Annotated in this window: 25 protein-coding genes; 16 read left to right on the plus strand and 9 right to left on the minus strand. The window is 66.7% G+C overall.

Translation table 11 applies throughout. The features are described from left to right. Positions 1-3: 3 nt before the first annotated feature. Both DT074_RS22335 and DT074_RS22340 read right to left on the minus strand, forming a co-directional pair. On the minus strand, positions 4-954 hold the full coding sequence (locus DT074_RS22335) for an isocitrate lyase/PEP mutase family protein (protein ID WP_119422083.1): 951 nt from the start codon (positions 952-954) through the stop codon (positions 4-6). Between the two features lie 49 nt (positions 955-1,003). Continuing rightward, complete coding sequence (locus DT074_RS22340; protein WP_119422084.1) at positions 1,004-1,678, minus strand: isochorismatase family protein; 675 nt, start codon at positions 1,676-1,678, stop codon at positions 1,004-1,006. An 83-nt stretch (positions 1,679-1,761) separates the two neighbouring features. On the opposite strand from DT074_RS22340, the gene DT074_RS22345 reads away from it, so the two are divergent. Further along, positions 1,762-2,676 carry a polysaccharide deacetylase family protein gene (locus tag DT074_RS22345; protein WP_119422085.1) on the plus strand — a complete coding sequence of 305 codons (915 nt, stop codon included), beginning with the start codon at positions 1,762-1,764 and terminating at the stop codon, positions 2,674-2,676. A 3-nt stretch (positions 2,677-2,679) separates the two neighbouring features. Beyond that, complete coding sequence (locus DT074_RS22350) at positions 2,680-3,603, plus strand: polysaccharide deacetylase family protein (RefSeq protein ID WP_119422086.1); 924 nt, start codon at positions 2,680-2,682, stop codon at positions 3,601-3,603. A gap of 28 nt (positions 3,604-3,631) precedes the next feature. Here DT074_RS22350 and DT074_RS22355 read toward each other — a convergent pair whose 3' ends face one another. Both DT074_RS22355 and DT074_RS22360 read right to left on the minus strand, forming a co-directional pair. Beyond that, complete coding sequence (locus DT074_RS22355; RefSeq protein WP_119422087.1) at positions 3,632-4,015, minus strand: nuclear transport factor 2 family protein; 384 nt, start codon at positions 4,013-4,015, stop codon at positions 3,632-3,634. Beyond that, positions 3,994-4,293, minus strand: a complete 300-nt coding sequence (locus DT074_RS22360; RefSeq protein WP_119422088.1) for a hypothetical protein — start codon at positions 4,291-4,293, stop codon at positions 3,994-3,996. Before DT074_RS22360 ends, DT074_RS22355 begins: the two co-directional genes overlap by 22 nt. 237 nt (positions 4,294-4,530) lie before the next feature. Here DT074_RS22360 and DT074_RS22365 point away from each other — a divergent pair, with 237 nt between their 5' ends. Beyond that, on the plus strand, positions 4,531-5,847 hold the full coding sequence (locus DT074_RS22365; protein ID WP_119422089.1) for a flavin monoamine oxidase family protein: 1,317 nt from the start codon (positions 4,531-4,533) through the stop codon (positions 5,845-5,847). Positions 5,848-5,866: 19 nt separating this feature from the next. Here the strand turns inward: DT074_RS22365 and DT074_RS22370 are convergent, their stop codons facing one another. Then, a complete protein-coding gene (locus DT074_RS22370; RefSeq protein WP_162915105.1) occupies positions 5,867-7,009 on the minus strand; it encodes an outer membrane beta-barrel protein in 1,143 nt (380 codons plus the stop codon). A gap of 315 nt (positions 7,010-7,324) precedes the next feature. On the opposite strand from DT074_RS22370, the gene DT074_RS22375 reads away from it, so the two are divergent. From DT074_RS22375 to DT074_RS22385, 3 genes are read left to right on the plus strand one after another with little or no spacing between them, the layout of a single operon-like run. Further along, positions 7,325-8,179, plus strand: a complete 855-nt coding sequence (locus DT074_RS22375) for a hypothetical protein (protein WP_162915106.1) — start codon at positions 7,325-7,327, stop codon at positions 8,177-8,179. A gap of 48 nt (positions 8,180-8,227) precedes the next feature. Further along, positions 8,228-10,462, plus strand: a complete 2,235-nt coding sequence (locus DT074_RS22380; protein WP_119422092.1) for an FAD-dependent oxidoreductase — start codon at positions 8,228-8,230, stop codon at positions 10,460-10,462. 2 nt (positions 10,463-10,464) lie between these two features. Next, a complete protein-coding gene (locus DT074_RS22385; RefSeq protein ID WP_119422093.1) occupies positions 10,465-11,307 on the plus strand; it encodes a hypothetical protein in 843 nt (280 codons plus the stop codon). 84 nt (positions 11,308-11,391) lie between these two features. Here the strand turns inward: DT074_RS22385 and fliP are convergent, their stop codons facing one another. Genes fliP through DT074_RS22400 form a run of 3 tightly spaced genes read right to left on the minus strand, consistent with a single transcriptional unit; the run spans position 11,392 to position 12,789 of the window. Next, the gene (fliP, locus tag DT074_RS22390) at positions 11,392-12,135 is read right to left on the minus strand and encodes a flagellar type III secretion system pore protein FliP (RefSeq protein ID WP_119422094.1); all 744 of its coding nucleotides are present in this window, start codon (positions 12,133-12,135) and stop codon (positions 11,392-11,394) included. Further along, the gene (locus DT074_RS22395) at positions 12,132-12,461 is read right to left on the minus strand and encodes a flagellar biosynthetic protein FliO (protein WP_119422095.1); all 330 of its coding nucleotides are present in this window, start codon (positions 12,459-12,461) and stop codon (positions 12,132-12,134) included. Before DT074_RS22395 ends, fliP begins: the two co-directional genes overlap by 4 nt. 46 nt (positions 12,462-12,507) lie before the next feature. Beyond that, positions 12,508-12,789, minus strand: a complete 282-nt coding sequence (locus tag DT074_RS22400; RefSeq protein ID WP_119422096.1) for an EscU/YscU/HrcU family type III secretion system export apparatus switch protein — start codon at positions 12,787-12,789, stop codon at positions 12,508-12,510. A 136-nt stretch (positions 12,790-12,925) separates the two neighbouring features. Between DT074_RS22400 and flgB the strand changes: the two genes are divergently transcribed. The 9 genes from flgB to DT074_RS22445 all read left to right on the plus strand — a co-directional run bounded on the left by flgB (position 12,926) and on the right by DT074_RS22445 (position 20,489). After that, entirely contained in the window at positions 12,926-13,339 is a 414-nt protein-coding gene (gene flgB / locus DT074_RS22405; protein ID WP_119422097.1) for a flagellar basal body rod protein FlgB, read from the plus strand. 16 nt (positions 13,340-13,355) lie between these two features. Beyond that, the gene (gene flgC / locus DT074_RS22410) at positions 13,356-13,763 is read left to right on the plus strand and encodes a flagellar basal body rod protein FlgC (RefSeq protein ID WP_119422098.1); all 408 of its coding nucleotides are present in this window, start codon (positions 13,356-13,358) and stop codon (positions 13,761-13,763) included. A 16-nt stretch (positions 13,764-13,779) separates the two neighbouring features. Next, positions 13,780-14,103: a flagellar hook-basal body complex protein FliE gene (fliE, locus tag DT074_RS22415; RefSeq protein ID WP_119422099.1), complete on the plus strand. Its 324-nt coding sequence runs from the start codon at positions 13,780-13,782 to the stop codon at positions 14,101-14,103. Positions 14,104-14,110: 7 nt separating this feature from the next. After that, a complete protein-coding gene (gene fliQ, locus DT074_RS22420) occupies positions 14,111-14,377 on the plus strand; it encodes a flagellar biosynthesis protein FliQ (protein ID WP_119422100.1) in 267 nt (88 codons plus the stop codon). Continuing rightward, complete coding sequence (gene fliR, locus DT074_RS22425; protein ID WP_119422101.1) at positions 14,374-15,138, plus strand: flagellar biosynthetic protein FliR; 765 nt, start codon at positions 14,374-14,376, stop codon at positions 15,136-15,138. The genes fliQ and fliR overlap by 4 nt, the downstream gene beginning before the upstream one ends. Before the next feature lie 9 nt (positions 15,139-15,147). Beyond that, entirely contained in the window at positions 15,148-16,242 is a 1,095-nt protein-coding gene (gene flhB, locus DT074_RS22430; RefSeq protein WP_119422102.1) for a flagellar biosynthesis protein FlhB, read from the plus strand. An 81-nt stretch (positions 16,243-16,323) separates the two neighbouring features. Continuing rightward, on the plus strand, positions 16,324-18,792 hold the full coding sequence (locus DT074_RS22435; protein ID WP_368744848.1) for a hybrid sensor histidine kinase/response regulator: 2,469 nt from the start codon (positions 16,324-16,326) through the stop codon (positions 18,790-18,792). A gap of 194 nt (positions 18,793-18,986) precedes the next feature. Continuing rightward, positions 18,987-20,057, plus strand: a complete 1,071-nt coding sequence (gene recA, locus DT074_RS22440; protein ID WP_119422104.1) for a recombinase RecA — start codon at positions 18,987-18,989, stop codon at positions 20,055-20,057. A gap of 132 nt (positions 20,058-20,189) precedes the next feature. Then, the gene (locus tag DT074_RS22445) at positions 20,190-20,489 is read left to right on the plus strand and encodes a DUF7684 family protein (protein ID WP_119422105.1); all 300 of its coding nucleotides are present in this window, start codon (positions 20,190-20,192) and stop codon (positions 20,487-20,489) included. A gap of 126 nt (positions 20,490-20,615) precedes the next feature. On the opposite strand, the gene DT074_RS22450 is transcribed toward DT074_RS22445, so the two are convergent. Then, positions 20,616-20,972: an endonuclease domain-containing protein gene (locus DT074_RS22450; protein WP_368744849.1), complete on the minus strand. Its 357-nt coding sequence runs from the start codon at positions 20,970-20,972 to the stop codon at positions 20,616-20,618. A gap of 222 nt (positions 20,973-21,194) precedes the next feature. On the opposite strand from DT074_RS22450, the gene DT074_RS22455 reads away from it, so the two are divergent. Beyond that, a partial coding sequence (locus DT074_RS22455; protein ID WP_162915107.1) for a hypothetical protein occupies positions 21,195-22,036 on the plus strand: 842 nt, incomplete at its 3' end.

The raw sequence follows: 22,036 nt of genomic DNA on the forward strand, positions 1-22,036 counted from the left end.
GGGTCAGGTCCGCCGCGTGGTTGCCGCGGCGGGCATGTGCCCGACGGTGCCCTGGTATTTCTCCATCTCCTCCGCCGGCATGAACTGCTCCTCGAGCGCGCGGATCTCATCGAAGCCGGCGAAGGCGTGCAGGTTGCCGAGCGGGTGGCGCTTCAGGTTCTCGCTGAACTCCGCCTCCACGCCGGTGCCGCGCTCCTTCAGCGCAATGGCGAAGTCGTACATCGCCGTCGCCGTCACCCGCAGCAGCGCGCCGGGCAGGATGCAGATCGCGATGCCGAGCTGGTTCAGCTCCGCCTCGGAAAAGCGCGGCGAGATGCCGGTCATGTTGTAGAAGACGGGCCCCCTCACCTCGCGGCAGACGCGCTCGACCTCGGCGACACTGGTCGGCCCCTCGACGAAAGCGAGGTCGGCACCGGCAGCCAGATAGGCATTGGCGCGCTCGATCGCGTCGTCGAGCGAGCCGCCGACCGCGCCCCGCGCATCGGTTCGTGCGATCAGCACGAAATCCGGGTCATGATCGCGCCGCACCTTGTCGGCCGCGCGGATCTTGCCGACCGCCTCTTCGATATCGATGACGCGCCGGCCGGCCACATGACCGCAGCGCTTCGGCATCACCTGGTCCTCCAGGTGAATGCCGGCGACGCCGGTCTGGATGTACTCCCGCACCGTGCGGATGACGTTGATGGCGTTGCCATAGCCGTTGTCGGCATCGGCGATCACCGGCACCTTCACCGCATTGGCGATATAACGGGCATTGAGCTGCATCTCGCCCATGGTCGCCAAACCTGCATCAGGCATGCCAAGCAGCGAGAGCGAGGTGCCGTAACCGGTCATGTAGATGGCCGGGAAGCCGACGGTGTCGAGCACCTTGGCGCTGAGCGCGTTGTAGCAACCGGGCGCCATGACCGTCTTGCCCTGCTTCAGCAGGTCGCGGAGCTGAGCTGTTGCCCGCATTCTTGTTTCCTCCCGTGCACGAAACGCTTGAAAGGGCCGGCGACGCCGTTCAGTTGGCCGGCTGGTAGTTGCGCAGATAGGTCAGCACGTCGCTGACCGGCAGGATGTCGGCATACTTGATCGCCATGTCGTAGAGATTGGCGAAGTGCGGGCTCTCGTGCTTGTCGGCCACGCATTCCTCCGGGACGATGGTGCGATAGCTGTGCGACAGGCTGTCGACCACCGTGGCGCGGACGCAGCCCGAGGTCGACCCGCCGGTGACGATCAGCGTATCGCAGCGATGGAAGGTGAGCAGCGAGGCGAGGTTGGTCTCGTGGAACGCCGAGGCCATGCGCTTGTTGATGATGATGTCGCGCTTGCTGTCGATCTTCAGCCGGTCGTCGAATTCCGAGCGGCGCGAGCCGACCTTGATGTTCTGCAGCGAATCCGGCGTGTCGGTGCGGGTGCCCCAGATGCCGCAATCCTCGCCCGAATCCATATAGGCGACATAGGTCCAGACCACCGGCAGACGTTTCGACCGGGCGATTTCCGCCATCTCGTTGACGTAGTCCATCTGCTTGGGGTCGGTCTCGTAGGCGGTGACGAACTCACCGACCGACGTATAGGCCTTCTGCAGGTCGATATTGACGATGGCGGGCTTCCGCCCGAAGCCGAAGCGCGGGCGCGTCGGCCGCGCCTTGATCTCGGCGTAGAGCTGCCGCGCGGATTTGTCGGAGAGTTCCATGCGCGTTTTCTCCCGTCGCTTAAGTCGGCCTAAGATCTGTCTATACTAACCAAGAATCAGTCCGGCAAAAGCGAGGAAGAACGATGCCGAAGGAGGAACCCGGGCTCTACGACTACCTTCCCTATTACGATCGTCCGCGGATCGAATGGCCGAACGGTGCGCGCCTCGCCTTCTGGTGCGCGCCCAATGTCGAGTTCTATGAGCTGAACCCGCCGGCCAACCCGTCGCGCCCATCCTGGCCGCGCCCGGTTCCCGATGTGCAGGGGTATAGCTGGCGCGACTACGGCAATCGGGTCGGTTTCTGGCGCATGATGGAGGCGATGGACCGCTACGGCGTCCGCGGCAGCATCTCGCTCAACGTGGCGCTTTGCGATCATTTCCCGGACATCGCTGCCGCGATGCGCGAGCGCAACTGGGAGTTCTTCTCCCACGGGATCTACAACACCCGCTACACCTACCAAATGGACGAGGCGCAGGAGCGCGCCATGATCGCGGACGTCAAGGCCTCGGTGAAGAAGTGGTCGGGGCAGGATCTCGCCGGCTGGCTGGCGCCGGCGCTGACCAATACCGACAACACGATGGACCTGCTGGCCGAAGCGGGCGTGAAGTACACGCTCGACCTGTTCCACGACGATCAGCCGATGCCGGTCAAAGTCAAGCAGGGCCGGCTGATCAGCGTGCCCTATTCGCTCGAGATCAACGACTTCACCACGCTGTTCCAGGGCAACTGCACGCCGCGCGACTATACCGACGCGATCAAGGCGCAGTTCGACCGGCTGTACCAGGAAGGCGCCGAGAACGGCCAGGTGATGTGCCTGCCGCTGCACCCCTATCTGATCGGACAGCCGCATCGGATGAAGCAGTTCGAGGCGGCGCTCGACTACATCACCGGGCACGACAAGGTGTGGCTCGCCACCGGTCGCGAGATCGCCGATCACTACTATGCCCATTGCTACGACCGTTTTGCCGCGGCGATTGCCGCCCGGAAGGGAGGCTGAGCCATGTCGCTGCCCGCCGACTATCTGACCTATCCGTACCGCCGCCCTGGCATGGACCACGAGCGGTACGCGTATTCCAACCTGTTCCAGCGCAAGCCGGTGACCTGGCCCGGCAATGCCCGGGTCGCGCTGTGGGTCCTGCCGGTGCTGGAATTCTTTCCCATGGACATGGCGCCGAAGGGGTTCCGGCCGCCCGGCGGCATGGAACGGCCGGCACCCGACTACTGGAACTACACGCTGCGCGACTACGGCAACCGCGTCGGCTTTGCCCGCATCTACCGGGCGCTGGAGCGGCGCGGGCTCAAGGCTTCGGTGGCCATGTCGTCGCGTCTCGCCGAGCGCTACCCGCATGTCGTCGCCGAGACCAACCGTCTCGGCTTCGAACTGATCGGGCATGGCGTCGACATGAACCACCTGCATACCGGCGCCTTGCCGGTCGAGGAGGAGCGGGAATGGGTGAAGAGCTCGCTCGCGACCTTGCGCCGGCTGTCGGGCCAGGCGGTAACCGGCTGGCATTCGCCCGCCTATTCGCAGACCCATGCCACGCTCGACCTGATTGCCGCCGAAGGCGTGCAATACGTGTCCGACTGGGTCAATGACGACATGCCGTATCGGATGCAGGCGAAGTCAGGCCCGATCCACTCGATGCCGAACGCCTTCGAGATCACCGACATGCAGATCTTCGGCTTCTTCAAGTACAAGCCCGCGCAGTTCGTCGAGCAGGTGATGGACCAGTTCGAGCTGCTCTATCGCGAGGCCGGCAAGCATGGCGGCCGCATCATGACGCTCTCGCTCAGGCCGTGGCTCAGTGGCGTTCCCCATCGCATTGCCGCGATCGAGACCGTGCTGGACCGCATGCTCGGCCATGGCGGCGTCTGGTCGGCGACGGGGGCGGAGATCCTGGCGGCCTGGAAGGCGCAGCAATAGGCCAGTGCCTGCTTCAATAGACGAGGGCCTACTTCAACGAATTCTCCGGATGCGCCATCCAGACCGAGATGCGACTGATCAGCGGTCCGGAGAATTCGAAGAAGTTCATGTTGTCCATCTCGTCGCGGCGGCCGTCGCGGTGGTTGCGCACGACATCGAAGCGAGAGACCAGCCATCCGCGGGCCGGATCGGCCAGATGGCGGAAATTGCCGTGCCAGCCATTGGCGAAGTTCGCGAGGCGCCGCCTGAACATATCGGCGATGGCATCGCGCCCTTCCAGGCGAATGCCGTGCGTGACCACTTGGAACATGGCGTCGGGAGTCATCAGCGTCGTCACTGATTCCACTTCACCCGCATCGACACGGGCAAAATAGGTCTCGGCCGTCGCGATCATCTCTTCGGCGCTCGGCATTGGCGGCTCCTGACGTTTCGGTCGCGGATCTGCTGGCGAAGCGTTTCGCACCAAGGGAACGTATCGCTGACCTGGTGCGCGATCCAGTCGCCGTTCCAAATGGTCTTGTACGCCGCCGCGATGCGGAGCAGGCCCATGCTGTCGAGCTTAAGGAACATGCGGGCGACGTCGATCGCCTCGGCCTCCGCCTCGCGCGTGCACTCGATCAGCCAGCGTCCTTCACGAAGCGCTGCCACTTCGTAGTGGATCCGCCGGTTAGGCACCGCTTTCTGCAGCAAGGCGTCTAATCCGTCCCTGAATGGAGCAGGGAAGCGCAGGGGCGGGGCCCTCAAATGCGGGTTAATCCTGCGGCCGAGGGCAGTGCGGCTGGCGTCAGTCCCTTGGCAGCCGATACGAACCCCTCACGCCATTGACGTGCATCAATTGCTGGCAGCCAATCAAGCAATACTACAGGCCGTCGATCCGATCTCGAAGACGCTCATCCGGTCAGAAGTGTGCGGCATCAGGACTGAACGATGACAACCTTCGGTCGCCGCCCGGTTCTATCGGGGCTGCTCTGGACAGCAGCCCTACCGGCCTGGGCTCGGTCGACGCCGGCCAATCCCGATGTCGTTGTCGTCGGTGCCGGCTCGGCCGGGCTGGCGGCGGCGCGCGCCTTGATCGGCGCCGGGCGCACGGTGGTCGTGGTCGAGGCGCGGGATCGCATCGGCGGACGCGCCTTCACCGATACCGCGACCTTCGGCATGCCATTCGATCGTGGCTGTTCCTGGACCTATTCGGTGAAGGGCCATCCCTGGCGCCAGATGGCGGAGGCCTGGGGCTATCACCTGAGCGGCCAGGAACGCGACGACGAGATCGTGTATGTCGGCGATCGCGAGGCGACCGACGCGGAGTATGCGCTCTACGACAAGGCGGCGGACCAGCTCGAGGCAGCGTTCGCCCGCGCCGGCCGGGCCGGGAAGGATGTCAGCGCCGCCTCGGTCAGCCCGCGCAAGCTGCCCTGGATCGAGATGGCCGAGGCCTGGGCCGGCCCGATGGAAATGGGCATGGATCTCGACGATGTCTCCTGCCTCGACTGGTGGCTGAACGACAGCCCGGGGGCGCGCGGCGTCGCCGAGGGCTACGGCACCCTGGTGCACCAGTTCGGCCACGACTTTCCGGTGACGCTCGACGCGCCGGTCTCCCGCATCCGCTGGGGCGGGCCCGGCGTGACGGTAGAGACGGCGAAAGGCACCCTCGCCGCGAAGGCCGCCATCGTCACCGTCTCGACCGGCGTGCTGGCGGCGGAAGCGATCCGCTTCGATCCGCCGCTGCCGGCCTGGAAGCGCGAGGCGATCGAGGGCGTGCCGATGGGCCTGCTGGTCAAGGTGCCGCTGCTGTTCAACGGCGCGCGCTTCGACCTCGCGCCCGAGCAGTGGCTGAGCTATCCGCCGCGGGGCCGCGAGGCCTGCTACTTCCAGGCTTGGCCGTTCGACCGCGACCTGATGGTGGGCTTCATGGGCGGGCGCTTCGCCTGGGAGATCAGCGCGGCGGGCGAGGCGGCGGCGGTGGATTTCGCCCGCGGCGAGCTGCGCAAGATGTTCGGCAGCGCGGTCGACAAGGCCTTCGTGAAAGGCGCGGCGACGCAGTGGGCGAGCGACCCCTGGGCGCGCGGCGCCTATACCTGCGCCCGGCCCGGGCGCACGGCGGACCGAATGCGCCTCGCCGAGCCGCTCGGCGATCGCCTCTACTTCGCCGGCGAGGCGATGGCCGGCCGTTTCTCCCAGACCTGCGACGGCGCCTTCCTGAGCGGCCAGGCGGTCGGGCGCGAGCTCGCCGCGCGGTTGACGTGACGGGTGCGCGCCTTCGGCTCTAGAAGATGAAGCCGGTCTCGAACAGCACCCGCACTTGCGATTTGTCGTTGCCGGACTTGCCGAAGCCGAAATCGGGCGTGACGTTGCCGAGCCCGACATAGGAGAACTCGGCGCGGGCGAAGAAGGTCTTGTACTGATAGGTCGGCGTCAGCGTGAACGACCAGTTGTCGGCGCCGGGGCCGCCGGTTACCAGTTCCGGCGCGCCCTTGGCGTCGCTGCCCGAGGAGGCGATGTACTCGCCGCGCGCCGCGAGCTTCCAGTTCTCGTCGAAGGCATAGGCGACGATGAGCGCGGCGCCGTAGGTCGAGGCCTCGTCGGTGAAGCCGGCCGAGCGCATCGAGTGGTTGTTCGGCACGTGGGTGTATTGCAGATAGGGCGTGATGCTCCAGGGCCCGCGATAGGCCTCATAGATCAGGTTGACGATCACGCTGTTGTTCTGCGCGAGCGGCGTGCGGAAGGTGTCGATGCCGCTCGAGCGCAGCGCGCCGCCGGCGCTGAGCGTGAGCCAGTTGTCGTCGTCGATCGCGTAGGTCGCCGCGCCGGTCAGCCAGTGGAACTTGCCGGAGAAGAACCCGTCGTTGAGCGAGAGCGAGAGCTCGACCGGCCCGGCCGCGTAGTTCACCTGGATGCCCTGGTTGATCGAGTTCTCCTGGTTCCAGAGCAGGCCGCGCTCGATATTGACGTTCTGGTAGGTCCAGTCCCATTCCGCGCCGAGCAAGGTGGGCAGCCGGCCGATCTGGACCGAGAAGCCATCGTCGGGCGCGAATTTCGCATAGGCGATCGGCAGCGGCCCATAGAGCCTGCTGTTGAGCTTGGTCGACCGCGTATAGGGCTCGCCCAGTGTCGGCATCGAGTAGAGGCCGGCCTGGGCCACGAACTGCACCACCCCCGGTTCGGTCTGCGCCGTCACCATGGCATTGCCGATATCGGCATAAGTGTGGTCGTTGCCGGCGAAGGGATTGGACTGCCAGAGACCGAGCCCGCTCACCACGCCGGTCACATAGAGCCGGCCGAGCGAGGCCCCGAGATCGATGCTCACCGGATCGGGATTGGCTTCGAGCGTCGGCCCCATTTCCGGGAACAGCTCGGGCGCGCGATCCTCGGCGAGCGTGTCCGCCGGGGCACTTCCGATGAACAGCACGGCAGCTAAGATTCGAAGGGCAGGCGCTCTGCAGTTAGCGGTCATTCAGAATCCCAAGGCGGCGCGACGCGGCCAACGACTTGCGCGGGCCTGCGCCGCTGCCGCGCCGCATGGATCATATTCGGACGCCCCCGGTTCGCAGTTCCGCGCGGCGGCCGAGCCGGCGCGCTGCCTCCTCATGTCAGAACGAGATTCCGCAAACCTTGACGCCGATCAAACCGCCGGCCCGGGGCGCTGTGTATCTGATCTGTCACGCGCTTCGACCCTGGAGGGTGCGAGCGCGCAACGACGCACAGCGCAAGAGAGGCGGGCCCCATGAAGCATCGTCTGTTGGCGGCAGCTGCGATCGCAGCCGGTGCCATGCTTGCCCTGCCGGCGCCGTCCCTGGCCCAGACCCCGGAAGCATGGCCCGGCATCGTCATGTCGGTCAGCGGCGCCGCCGCGATCTCGACCAGGGGGATGCCCCCCGGCAGCGAGATCTGGGCCGTGTGGTATTCGCTGCCGTCGGGCAAGGCGGTGGAGGAAGGCGCCACCGCGGCGAAATGGGCCTATGTCGAGATGACCCTCAGCGGCTCCGCCGTGGTGACCGGCGGCCCCACGCCGATGTGCCAATCGATCGGCGCCGGCGGCGTGCCGTCCGGAACCTCGGAGCGGGTCACCGATCCCGGCGATGTCGAGATCTGCAATTTCGCCAGCCTGCCCGGCACGCGCACCGAGAACCGGGGGACCCAGCCCTATGTCTTCGCCGGCCTCGCCGTCGGCGGCCCGTGGAAGGAGGACATGGAGGACGATGTCGACCTCTACCTCAAGGCGAAGGGGCAGGCCAAGGCGGCGCATGTCACGCCGGCGCAATTCAGGGACGTCGAGAAGGAGATCCTCGCCGCCGGCGCCATGACCGTGGTCATCCGGAACGTCACCATGGCGCCGGGAACGCAGATCGTGACGACGGATCGCTATCCCACCCTCAGGATGGTGGAGACCGGCAAGTTGGTCCTGAGCTCCACGCCGAAAGGCGCCAGGGGGCCCATCCGGAAAACCCTTGAGGCGCTCGATTTCATGGAATGGACGCCGGCGAAAGCCGACGAGCAGTTCGTGCTCTCCAATGACAGCGACCAGCCGGTCCAGTTCGTCGAGTGGAATGTCGCGCCGGCGCAGGGCGCCAAGCCATAGAGGGGGCGCCGGACACGGTCCGAGCGCCGCGTGGGGGCACAAGCGAACATGGACGACATCATTCGTGAGCCGGCCGGTGCCGCGAGCGCCCGCGATCCGGAGCCCTTCAGGGTCGCGATCATCGGCGGCGGTCTGGGGGGATTGTTCACCGCCTGGCACCTGGCCGCCAGGGCAGGCTTGAGCTGCCAAATCACCATTTACGAGGCGAACAGCCGTCTCGGCGGGCAGCTCGAGACATTGAAGTTTGCCGGCGTCGGACCCTACGAGGCCGGGGTCGCGGAGATCTACGATTACTCCCGCGTCGGCCCCGACCCCTTGCACGACCTCATCGTCAAGGAGCTGGGCCTGAAGATCAAATACATCCGCGGCGGGCCTTGCGTTCTCAATGGCAAGATCGTGCTGGAGACCAACGACCTCGCCACGCTTTTCAGCGAGAAGGCCCGCGACGAAGCGGTGGCGTTTCGACAGCGGTGCATGGATCTGCTCAGCCCCGAATCCTACTACCTCGCGGTGGCCGAGGAGGACAACGCGCATCCCTGGGCGCAGGTGCGGGGCAGCGACCTGCTCGAAAGGGAGTTCACCGACGACGTCGCGCGCCGTTATATCCGGGCCATGGCGCACAGCGATGTCGCCGCCGATCCGCACCAAACCAATGGGCTCACCTTCCTGAAGAACGTCCTGATGGACGTCGAAGGCTATATCGACCTTTGCTCCGTCGTCGGAGGCAACGACCAGATCGTGACCCGGCTGGCCGAGGAGCTCGACGCCAAGATGCGCCTGAACGCGAACGTGACGGCCGTCGAGCCGCTCGCCGACGGCACTTTCCGAATCGAGATTCAGGCCAACGGCGACGAGGAGCGAGCGATCGCGGACTATGTCGTCGCCGCCCTGCCGTTGAGCGCGCTGTCGAGCATCCATTGGCGCTCGGAAGCCCTCGAATTCGCTGTCGACAAGCATGTCGGCTACTTCGACCGCCCGGGCGCCTATATCCGCGCGACCTTCCTGTTCCAACACCCGTTCTGGCGCGACAAGATCTCGACCAACTGGTGGATGTTGGACGCGTTCGACGGCTGCTGCGTCTATGACGAAGGCACCCGCAACGACTACGGCCCGTACGGGATGTTGGCCTTCCTCATTGCCGGCAACGCGGCGCTGGAGCTGACCAACGATTCCGACGAGCTCATCGCGCAGATGTGCCTGGACGCGCTGCCGGCCGAACTGGCGCATGGCAAGGAGCTGCTGCTGGACCGCCGGATTCATCGATGGGTGGCATCGGTCAGCGCCATTCCCGGTGGCGTGCCCGTGCGCCCGCGCGCGGTCAACCACCGTCCGGATCCCTTTCACACGCCGCGTTTCGTGATGGTCGGCGACTATTTGTTCGACGCGACGATCAACGGCGTGATGGACTCCGCCGAGGTTGCCAGCGACATCATCGTCGCCGATATCCTTGAGCGACGCCGCGCCCATCGGCAAGAGCAGGCCATCGGCACCGCATCTCCCGCCGGCGCACTCAATGAGGCGCTCGGCCATGTGCAAGAGCTGATGTCGGTGCAATGCATTGCCGACATTCTGAAAGCAACCTGGGGGCTCGAACCGGGCGCGCGGCTCCTGCATGTCGGCTCCGGCGCCGGACAGATGGTTGCCGCGCTGAGAGGACTCGGCTTCGACGTCACGGGCGTCGAATGCAACCGCGAAGCAAGCCTGGCGGCTCCGGCCGAGCTCGCGCAGCACAACTTCTGCAACGACTTCATCCGTTTGCCCTTCCAGAACGAGCAATTCGACGCGGTCATCGAGACAGGGCTTTACCGAACCCCGCCACACCACGTGCGAAGCGCGATCGCGGAGCTGCATCGGGTGACCAAGCATGGCGTGCTGCTCGGATCGGTGACGACCGACCTCACGATCGAGCTGATCGAGCGGTTCAACTTGCTCGAAGGGGCGCAGGTCCTGAGCTCGCGCTGGGACTGGGCGGAGAAGCTCTACACGGCGGGATTCGCGCATGCTCTTTTCGATCCCTCCCGTCTCGGTGCGGCATGGGAGAAGGCGGAGGCCGCCGGCGCTGCGCCCGGGCCGTGGTACGAGGATTCGGAGAGCCTGCTCTATTGCGTCTACGAACGGGCATCGAAGCCGGACCGGCGCGGCCTCAACGAAGTGCCTGCAGCGGAAGCAAGGCCCGATGAGATGAGCCTGGGCTCGGACGGGCCGATCGGCGATATCGTAGCGATGCAGATCGAGGATATCCCGGCCGATGTCGACTGGGCCAAATCGAATGAGGGGCAATAGATATGCCGGAAGCCGAAGCCGCGATTGCGCCTCTGGCCTGGCGCGTCGAGTTCGCGGATGCCGCGCAGGTCTCGCCGGCCGGCATTGAAGCGATCGAGATCGCCGAGCCTCGCAACGTCACCGCCCTGCTGAACGCCGTGGCGCCGTCGGAGGTGATGGCGCAGCCCGGACCCCAGGCCGACGGCGCATTGGTCGTGGTCTGGATGCCGCCCGGCGTCAACACGCCGGCAACGATCGAACGCGACGTCGACGAATGGATGCGCAGCGCCGGCACCGAGAAGAAGGAGGCGAGCGCGCGAGCGGACGTTCGCACGGTGCGGGTCCTGTGGGGTGGGAACCGGGCCGTTATCTACGGCAACCAGGGCGACATTCGACATGCGCTCGACGCGGTCGCCCGGTTCGCGGTAACGCAACGGGAAGCGCTCGCCCTGGAAGCCACAATGAAGTCGACTTGGACTTCGCTCGACGCGGATATTGCCTTGACTGAAGCTCTGAGGTCGGGCGACGGGAAACGGCGACGGCACATACATGAGATGACCGAGATCGCGACGCGCATGAAGATCGCCTGGCTGCGCGTCGGTCGGGCCATCGAGCAACTGGACCCTTCTCTGGCCGATCCTTCGAAGCGGATCTTCGCCGAGCTCGTCGCCGCCGCCTCCCTGTTCGATCAAGTGGAGATGCTGGAGGACTCGGTCCAGTTCGCGCTGGAGCATTATGAAATTGCCAACACGCGGTTGATTGACCAGAAGCTCGTCCGCCAGGAGCGCATCGACTCCATCATCGGATACGGAGCGATCATTGTTCTGCTGCTCATCCAGATCTGGATGATGACACTGGGTCTGTGATCGTTCACATCATTTCGCGCCGGAGCGCGAAGAGGGTGTTCGAGCGGCTGGATGACGAGTGAACCCGGCCTCCCGTTTTCGCAACTACCCCCCGCCGAACGACCGCACCAGCGACCCCGCGATCAGGTTCCAGCCGTCGACCAGCACGAAGAAGATCAGCTTGAACGGCAGCGAGATCATGACGGGCGGCAACATCATCATGCCCATCGACATGAGCAGCGACGACACCACCATGTCGATGATCAGGAACGGCACGAAGACCAGGAAGCCGATCTCGAAGGCGCGCTTCAGCTCGCTGATCATGAAGGCCGGCACCAGAGCGCGGAACGGCAGGTCCTGCGGGCTCGCCACCGGCGCGATCTTGCCCATGTCCATGAATAGCTTCAGGTCGTTCTCGCGCACATGCGTGCGCATGAACTCATGGAACGGCGCGCTGGCGCGGGCGAAGGCGGTCTCCTCGTCGATCGTCTCCTCGATCAGCGGGGCTACGCCGTCGCGATAGGCCCGCTCCATCGCCGGCGCCATGATGAACAGCGTGAGGAACAGGGCGAGCGAGATCAGCACCACGTTGGGCGGCGTGGTCTGCAGGCCGATGGCGGAGCGCAGCAGCGACAGCACGACCACGATGCGGGTGAACGAGGTGATCACCACCAGCACGCCCGGCGCCAGCGTGAGCACGGTGGTGAGCGCGATCAGCTGGACGATGCGCCCCGTGAGGCCGCCGCCGCCCTGGCCGAGATCGAGCGTCACGCTCTGCGCCACCGCCGCGCCCGCGGCGGTGACGGCGAGGAACAGGATGGCGGCGAAGAGATATGGCCGTGCTCTCAACCTTCAGGCTCCAGATAGGGATCGGGCGGCAGCGCCGGCGCGACCGGCGCCGGCGGCACTGACCCGATATTGCGTTCGACCACGATGCCGCGATCGGCGAACAGCAGCAGGAGGTGTTCGGTCTGGTCGCGGCGGACCAGGACGAGCTGGCGGCGGCCGTCGATCGGCATCAGCTCGACGATGCGCAGGCGCCGGTCCTTGCGGGCGACCCGCGGAATGCGCGGGCCGGTGGGCAGGACATAGCGATAGATCGCCGCGGCGGCGACGACCATGACGATGACGGCGACCAGGGCGAGGCCGTAGCGGAGCAGATCCTCGGCGGACATGGGGGATGCATCTCCCGGGGTTGGGAATCGGGGGAAACATCATTCCTCAAGGGTCGGCATCCGGCCAGGAGCCTTGCGCCTGGTACAGATAGGCCAGGATCTCGGCCACCGCGGCGAAGGCCTCCAGCGGGATCGGGCTGTCGACATCGACGGCGGCGAGCAGCTCCACCAGGTCGGCATCCTCGCGCACCTTGACGCCGTGCTCGAAGGCGACCGCCAGGATCGCCTCGGCCAGCGCGCCGCGCCCGGAAGCCACCACGCGCGTCGGGCCGCCCTTGGCACTGTCCAGGGCGACGGCGACGGGCTGTTTGGCGGGCGGTGCGGCCATGGCGCGGATATGGCGCCGGTTATGGTTCAGGATGGGTTAATGGCGGCAATTTCTGCCGGGTTCGCCATGCGGTCAGGCTGGATTTGAGGAAAATTTTACGGGTTCTTAAGGGGCCGGAAACTAGCGTCCGGCCGGCATGGACCTCAATCGCATCCCGCTTTTCGCCGCGCTGACGCGCAAGATGGACTGGCTCGGCGACCGCCAGCGCGTCCTCGCGCAGAACGTCGCCAATGCCGACACGCCCGGCTATCGCGCCAACGAGCTGAAGCCGCTCTCCTTCCGCGCGCTGATGGGCGGCCCCATCGCGACCAACGCGGCGAAGCTCCGCCCGACCGCGCCGATGCATCTCGCCGGCACCACCGGCCAGGGCGAGTTCCGCACCGAGAAAGCCAAGGACCCCTACGAGATCACCCCCTCCGGCAACGGCGTCGTGCTGGAACAGCAGATCGCCAAGATGGCGGACAACCAGATGCAGTTCGCCGCCTCGACCGGGCTCTATAAGAAGCACATCAACATGCTCCGCCTGGCGCTCGGCCGGCGCGGCATGTGAGCAGGAGGCCTGACCCATGGATCTCTTCAAGTCGATGCAGGTTTCCGCCTCCGCCATGCAGGCGCAGGGCGAGCGCATGCGCGTGGTGTCGGAAAACCTCGCCAATGCCGATTCGGTGTCGAAGGAGCCGGGCGGCGATCCCTATCGCCGCAAGATGCTGACCTTCAGGAACGAGCTCGACCGCAGCCTCGGGCTCCGCGTCGTCAAGGCCGGCAAGCCCGCGGCCGACAAGAGCGACTTCACGCTCAGCTACGATCCCTCGCACCCCGCCGCCGACGCCAACGGCTATGTCAAGCGGCCGAACGTGCGCCCGATCATCGAGCTCGCCGACATGCGCGAGGCGCAGCGCTCCTACGAGGCCAATCTCAGCGCGATCGACATCGCCAAGTCGATGGTCTCGCGCATCATCGAACTGTTGCGCTGAGCGGAGAGGCTGACCCATGGACTCGACGATTTCCTCCGCCGCCCGCGCCTATGGCGAGGCGCTGCAGCGCGCCGCCTCGGCGGTCAACGACGACGATTCCGCGCCTGCCGGCAAGAGCAAGGGCCCGGCCTTCGCCGATTTCGTCCGCGTCGCGGTCTCGGAGCCGATCGCGGCGGTGCAGAAGAGCGAGCAGATGACCGCCGCGGCCGCAGCCGGCAAGGCCGACCTCGCCGAGGTGGCGATGGCGGTCACCAATGCCGAGATGGCGATCGAGACGGTCACCGCGGTGCGCGACCGCGTCGTCTCGGCCTATCAGGAAATCCTGCGCATGCCGATCTGACGCGGCCATGACCCCCGCCGACGTCATCGACATCGTTCGCGAAGCCATCTGGGTGCTGATCAAGGTGGCCGGGCCGGTGATGGTCGTCGGCCTGCTCGTCGGCGTCGTCATCTCGCTGTTCCAGGCCCTGACCCAGGTGCAGGAGATGACCTTGACCTTCGTGCCGAAGATCCTGGCGATCTTCGCCGCGCTGCTGGTCTTCCTGCCCTTCATGATGAGCACGATGATCGCCTTCATGGGCGACATCGCCAATCGCATCGCCTCGCTGCAATGAGCGTCGGCGAGCTGCTGCCGGCCTCGGTCTTCGGCTTCCTGCTCGTCTTCGCCCGCGTCGGCACGCTGTTCATGGTGCTGCCGACGATCGGCGAGAGCTTCGTCAGTCCGCAGATCCGCCTGGTCGTGGCGCTGCTCACCGCCGGCGTGCTGACCCCGGTGCTGGAGCCGTCCCTGCCGCGCCTGCCGAGCCATGTCGGCGCCCTGGTCGTCCTGATCGGCGGCGAGACCCTGATCGGCCTGTTCGTCGGCGGGCTCGCGCGGCTGATCATGTCCGGCCTGCAGGTCGCCGGCACCATCATCGCGACCCAGACCTCGCTCGCCACCGGCCAGCAATTCGATCCGACCCAGGGCGTGCAGGGCACCCTGGTCGCCAACCTGCTCAGCATGACCGGCCTCGCCGTGATCTTCGCCACCGACCTGCATCTCGTGCTGATCGGCGCCGCCGGCGAATCCTACAAGGTCTTTCCGGCCGGCCAGCCGCCGATGCTGGGCGATCTCGCCATGGCGGCGACCGCGACGGTCGCGGCCTCGTTCAAGATGGCGCTACAGATCGGCGCGCCGATCATCGTCTACAGCATGGTGTTCTATCTCGGCCTCGGCGCGGTGAACCGCCTGATGGCGCAGCTGCAGGTCTTCTTCGTCGCCCAGCCGCTGCAGATCCTGACCTCCTTCGTCATCATCGCGCTGACCCTGACGGCGGTATACGGCTGGTTCGCCGATTACTTCGCCCAGGCGATGCTGGCGATCCGCATCCGCTGAAGGCGCGTCATGGCCGACGACAAGGACGCCGCCGACAAAACCGAAGAACCCACCGGGCGACGGCTTTCCGAAGCCACGGAAAAGGGCCAGATCCCGCGCAGCCAGGAAGTCAATCACTGGTTCATGTTGGGCGGCCTCTGCCTGATGCTGATCATGTTCGCGGGCTCCATGGGCCGCACCATGGTGAACGCCATGCTGCCCTTCCTGGAGCGCCCGCACGAATTCGCCGTCGAGGCGGAGGCGATGACCGGCCTGTTGCGGGATGCGGCGATGGCGGCCGCCTGGGTGATGGCGCCGGCCATCCTGATCGCGCTGATCGCCGCGCTCGGCGCCGGCTTCCTGCAGCACCCGCCAGTGATCGCGACCGACAAGCTGAAGCCTGAGCTGCAGAAGATCTCGCCCGTCGCGGGGCTCAAGCGCATCTTCTCGCGCACCGGCTTTGCCGAATTCCTGAAGGGCGTGTTCAAGGTCTCGATCGTCAGCGCGGTCGGCTTCGGCATCCTGTGGCCGGATATCGGCCGGCTCGGTCAGCTGGTCTCGCTCGAGCCGCTCGGCATGCTGACGGTCGCGAAGGACGAGGTCCTGAAGCTGCTGGCCGGCGTGCTCGCCGTGCTGGCGCTGATCGCCATCGCCGACGTGCTGTTCCAGCGCTTCGAGCATCGCCGGCGCCTGCGCATGTCGCGCCAGGAAGTGAAGGACGAGCACAAGCAGACCGAAGGCGACCCGCAGATCAAGGCGCGCATCCGCTCGGTGCGCCAGGAGCGGGCGCGCAAGCGCATGATGGCGGCGGTGCCGACCGCGACCGTGGTGGTGACCAACCCGACCCACTTCGCGATCGCGCTGAAATACGACGGCGACAAGATGGAGGCGCCGGTGGTGGTCGCCAAGGGCGCCGATCACCTGGCGCTGCGCATCCGCGAGCTGGCGACCGAGAGCCTTGTGCCGATCGTCGAGAACCCGCCGCTCGCCCGGGCGCTCTATGCCGCCTGCGACGTCGACGAGGAGATCCCGGTCGAGCAGTACAAGGCGGTGGCCGAGATCATCGGCTTCGTGATGCGCCAGAAGGGCCGTGTCGCGCCGCCGGCCTCGGCGGCAGCGCAATAGGCGGCGACGGTGCTAGACTCCGACACCATGTTGCGGAACCGCCCCCGACGAGACGGGGTGGAGCGGTCGAAGGACGTACAGGTGACCGAGAAGGCTGTTGCGCCCTCCCAGGGCCCAGAGAGGGTCAACGGGCGCATCGATCCAAGGATCTGGTGGGGCGTCGCGGCGGGCTCCGGCATCGCCGTGATCGGCGCCGGCCTGGTGGCCGATGCGCTGGTCCCGGCCCGGCTGCTGCTCGGCCTGCTCGGCGCCGGCGGCCTCGTCTTCGCCGGCTGGCGGCTGTTCCAGCCGCAGGCCGCCGCGGGCAGCAGCGAGCCGGCGCTGGAGCGCTTCCTGCGCGAGGACGCGGTGCCGCGCGCCATGGTCGGCGCGCTCGGCGAGATCGTCGCCGCCAACGGCGCCTATCGCCGCATCTTCGCGCTGGCCGAGGACGCACCGCTCTTGTCGCCGCATCAGCTCCTGGGCCTGGACGAGGGCCAGCGGATGGCGCTGAGCGGGGCCGAGGCTGCCGCCCGCGCCGGCAAGACCGGCCGTGCCGAATGCCGCTTCCGCCTGGCCGACGGCGCGGTGCGCTGGCTGGCGCTCACCGCCGAGCCGCTGGCCGGCGGCGCCGACCGCTTCGTCTGGCAGGTGAGTGACATCACCTCGGTGCGCGGCCGGATCGAGGCCGAGGCCGAGCAGGGCCGCGAGCTCGCCCAGCTGATCGATGCCGCGCCGGTCGGCCTGTTCGTCGCCGATGCCGGCGGGCGGCTCCGCGTCGCCAATGCCGCGTTCGAAGCCATGCTGGGCCGGCCGCGCCACGGCGACGGGACGGCGCTGACGCTGGCCGACTGCCTGGTGCCGCCGCTGCCGCCCGAAGGCGATCCGAGCCTGCCCTTCGCCGCCGAGGTGAAGACGGCGAGCGGCACGCGGATGCCGGTGCGCGTCACCCTGACGCGGGTGCAGACGGCCGACGGGGTCGAGCATCTGCACGGCGTGGTGCGGGCGCTGGACACCGAACTCGCGCTCGAGGATTCGCTCCGCCGCGCCGAGGAGCAGTTCCGCCATTTCTTCGACTACGCCCCGATCGGCATCGTGGTGCTCGACGGCAACGACTGCATGCTCGAGACCAATGTGGCGTTCCGCTCCATCGCCTCCGATCTCGCCGCCGGCGGCGGCCGGCCCTTCGTCAGCCTGGTTCGCGAGGAGGACCGCAGCGAAGTGCGCGAGCGCCTGGCCCAGGTGCGCCGCGGCGGCGGCGGCGGCGCCCCGATCGAGGTGCGCCTGGTCGGCCCGACCGAGCGGGTGGCCCAACTCTTCGCCAGCCGCCTTGGCAACGGCCATGACGGCATCTCGGGCCTGCTGGTGCATGTGATCGACACCACCGAGCAGAAGAGCCTGGAGGTCCAGTTCGCGCAGAGCCAGAAGATGCAGGCGGTGGGCCAGCTCGCCGGCGGCATCGCGCACGATTTCAACAACCTGCTGACCGCGATGATCGGCTTCTGCGACCTGCTGCTGCTGCGCCACCAGGCCGGCGACCAGTCCTTCGCCGACATCATGCAGATCAAGCAGAACGCCAACCGCGCCGCCAACCTGGTGCGCCAGCTGCTCGCCTTCTCGCGCCAGCAGACCTTGCGGCCCAAGGTGATCAACATCACCGACGTGCTGGCGGAGTTGTCGCACCTGCTGCGCCGGCTGATCGGCGCCACCATCCAGCTGCAGATGGTGCATGGCCGCGATCTCGGCCTGATCAAGGTCGACCAGGGCCAGCTCGAACAGGTGATCATCAACCTGGTGGTCAATGCGCGCGACGCCATGCCGGAAGGCGGCACGCTCACCATCCGCACCGCGAACGTGACGGCGGAGGAGAGCACCTCGCTCGGCCACGAGCTGATGCCGGCCGGCGAATATGTGCTGGTCGAGGTGATCGATACCGGCGTCGGCATCGTCAAGGAGCATCTCGGCAAGATCTTCGAGCCGTTCTTCACCACCAAGCCGACCGGGGCAGGGACGGGGCTCGGCCTCTCCACCGTCTACGGCATCGTCAAGCAGACCGGCGGCTTCATCTTCCCGTTCAGCCAGGTCGGCAAGGGGACCACCTTCAAGATCTACCTGCCGCGCCACATGCCGGCCTCCGGCGAGGAGGCGGTGACGACCGACGTCGCCGAGGCGCGCGACACCCGCGACCTGACCGGCAAGGGCACCGTGCTGCTGGTCGAGGACGAGGACGCCGTCCGTGTCTTCGCCGCCCGGGCGCTGCGCAACAAGGGCTATACCGTCGTGGAAGCATCGTCCGGCGACATCGCGCTGACCGAGCTCGAGCGCCTGCAGGGCAAGGTCGACGTGCTGGTCTCCGATGTCGTCATGCCCGGCGTCGACGGCCCGACCTTGGCCAAGCGGGTGCGCGAGACGCATCCCGACATGAAGATCATCTTCATTTCCGGCTATGCCGAGGATGCCTTCCGGCGCAATCTCGACCGCACGGCCGAGATCCATTTCCTGCCCAAGCCGTTCAGCCTGAAACAGCTGGCCGGCAAGGTGAAAGAGGTCCTTACCTCCAACGGGGACTGACGGCCGAGTCGGGCCGAACCGCCGCGGGGCGTTTACCCTCCGCTCACCATACATACAAAATGGCACCCAAATCATACCTGGGTTCCCGATGTTCCTATTGCGTTCTTGGAACAAATTGCGTACAACCATCGCCTCAGGGGCGCCGACACCGTGCCGTGGCAACCGGGGCCCCGATCGGATAAGGAGGCAGGGCGATGTCGCAACCGGCGTTACGGGTGGTCGAGAACAGCATGGACAAGAGCAAGGCGCTGGACGCGGCGCTCGCCCAGATCGAACGGGCCTTCGGCAAGGGCTCGGTGATGAAGCTCGGCCAGCGCGACAGCGCGGTCGAGATCGATTCGATCTCCACCGGCTCGCTCGGCCTCGACATCGCGCTCGGCATCGGCGGCCTGCCGCGCGGCCGCATCATCGAGATCTACGGCCCGGAAAGCTCGGGCAAGACCACGCTTGCCCTGCACGTGGTGGCGGAAGCCCAGAAGAAGGGCGGCACCTGCGCCTTCGTCGATGCCGAGCATGCGATGGATGCGAACTATGCCAAGAAGCTCGGCTGCGACATCGAGAACCTGCTGATCTCCCAGCCGGATACGGGGGAGCAGGCGCTGGAGATCGCCGACACCCTGGTGCGCTCCGGCGCCATCGACGTGCTGGTGATCGACAGCGTCGCCGCCCTGGTGCCGCAGGCCGAGCTCGAAGGCGAGATGGGCGATACCCATGTCGGCCTGCAGGCCCGCCTGATGAGCCAGGCTTTGCGCAAGCTCACCGCGTCGATCTCCAAGTCGCATACCACCGTCATCTTCATCAACCAGATCCGCATGAAGATCGGCGTGATGTTCGGCAATCCGGAAACCACCACCGGCGGCAACGCGCTGAAGTTCTACGCTTCGGTCCGGCTCGATATCCGCCGCATCGGCGCGATCAAGAACCGCGACGACGTGGTCGGCAACCAGACCCGCGTGAAGGTGGTGAAGAACAAGGTGGCGCCGCCCTTCAAGGTAGTGGAGTTCGACATCATGTACGGGGAAGGCGTGTCGAAGACCGGCGAGCTGGTCGATCTCGGCGTCAAGGCCGGCGTGGTCGAGAAATCCGGCTCCTGGTTCTCCTTCGACAGCCAGCGCATCGGCCAGGGCCGCGAGCAGGCCAAGCTTTTCCTCAAGGAGAACCCCGACGTGGCGCAGACGATCGAAGCCAAGATCCGCGCCAATGCCGGCCTGCTGGCGGCCGCGATTTCGGTGACCAAGGAGGAGGGCGAGGCCGGCGACTACTGACGCCGCTCACCCGCCTCACAAGGCGCCTTCAGTGCCGCCCGCGGAGTCCCCTCCGCGGGCGGTGGTCGTTTGGGGCGCTCAGATCATTTCCACCTTTCGGTTTGGGTCGCAGTTGGCGCTAATCTGTGGTGCATGAGCCTTGCGCCCAAGATTGTGTTGCACACGCCGATTTCGAGTTCAGCTCGGCTGGAGGCGTTCGTTGAGGAATGTGTTCGAGACAAAGTGGTGCTGATCGCGGTGGTCGGCACGGGCTGCGAGGCTGTCGAGGACCTGATTGATGAACTGATAATCGGCGACGGAAGCAATCCCGACAGGTTCATAACGACGGCCTCCCATCCTGATCAAGCGCTGGATGAGGTAATGCAGTTCGTTTCGTCTTTCTCGACCGATGGAGGCGATGCAGATCCGCGCGTCGAGCACGTCAGATTGTGACGAGCGCGTCGCGCGGTATGGGCAAGCTTGACGCTGGCTCTCGAAACGCAAGTCCCCTCTGCCCTTAGGGCGGAGGGGATTTAGGGGAGGTGGGCCATCCGCCAGTAAGACGGGGGGGATTCGAAGTCAGCCGACCACGCGCTCGATCTCCTGCATCACGCCCTCCGGATTGGTCAGCACGTCATGGTTCCAGAACCGGATGACCACCCACCCGCGTGCCATCAGTTCCTGGGTCCGTTGCTCGTCGGCGACACGCTGTTCGGCATGCTGGCCGCCGTCAATTTCGATGACGAAGCGCGCACCCGGACAGGCAAGATCGGCGACATAAGGACCGATCGGGTGCTGGCGGCGGAACTTGTGACCGTTGAGCATCTGTCGCCGCAGCAGGTTCCACAACAGTGTTTCCGCCTCCGTGGCATCGCGTCGAAGCTTGCGCGCTCGGCGGGTTCGGTTTGAGAGTTGCGGCATGACGCGATGATACATGCTGCTGAATGCTCAGAGCTCATTCTGTGAAGCCTTCTCCGCGCCTGAGGGGCGGAGAAGGTTGGAAGAGGTGGAACGCGCCGCTTCTCCGTGTCAGAGGTTCTGCTCGCGGATGGCCCACCTCCCCTAAATCCCCTCCGCCCTAAGGGCAGAGGGGACTTTCGGAGTTGCTTTTGGCGCAATTATATTGTATGATACGGCAACTCAGCGACGGATGCCGCCATGCCCCAGACCGAACCGCCCAAGCGCTCCCCCTACGAGTGGTCGTTCCGCATTCGCCGGCGCCACATCCTGCGCACCATCCGTAACCCGAGCCTGTCGCCGGCGGCGAAGCAGATCCTGGTCGCGCTGGCCCTGCGCGACGACGATCCCTTCGTGCTGCCGGAGCGGCCGCCGGTCGCGGCCCTCGCGCGGCACCTCGCGCTGGCCGAGCGCACGGTCAGGCAGGCGATCGCCGAGCTGGCAGTGGAGAACTGCCTGACCTTCCGCGTGACCGGCGCGGGCCGCCCGCCCCGGGCGGCAGAGGAAGTCTGGGACCCGGCGGACCGGCCCGATATCGCGCGCGAGCACGCCTTCATCCGCGCCGCTGCCGCGCTGCCGAGCCGGGCCGAGCATCTGGAGATGATGGGCCGCCTGCGCGACCGGGCGGTGGCGGCGAAGCGCATCGCCACCGCTGTCTCGGCAGAGCGTGCCTTGGGGCGGGCGCTCGGCATCGGCGCGAAGCGGCGCCGCGGAACAAATGCGCCGCCACCGGTGTCCGGACTTGAGGAAACCGAGGTATCGCTCGTCCCGCCGCACGGCGAGCTGGTGGAGGTCAACGCCATCAACATCGACCGCGCGCTCTCGCCCGCCGCGCGCCACGCGGCGATCGAGCTGCTGCTCGACCCCGTGGACGATCCGGCGGACCGCCCCGACGACATCGATTTCTACTGGAGCGTCCGGCTCGCCGGCCGGCTCCGCATCACCGTGCGGGCCGCCCGCAAGGCGCTGGCCGAGCTCGCCGATCTCAACCTGATCGCGCAGGCGCGGATCCGGACCCACGGCCCGGATCGGGTCATGCCGGG

The sequence above is a fragment of the Desertibaculum subflavum genome (assembly GCA_003576705.1).
Lineage (GTDB): Bacteria > Pseudomonadota > Alphaproteobacteria > Ferrovibrionales > Ferrovibrionaceae > Desertibaculum > Desertibaculum subflavum.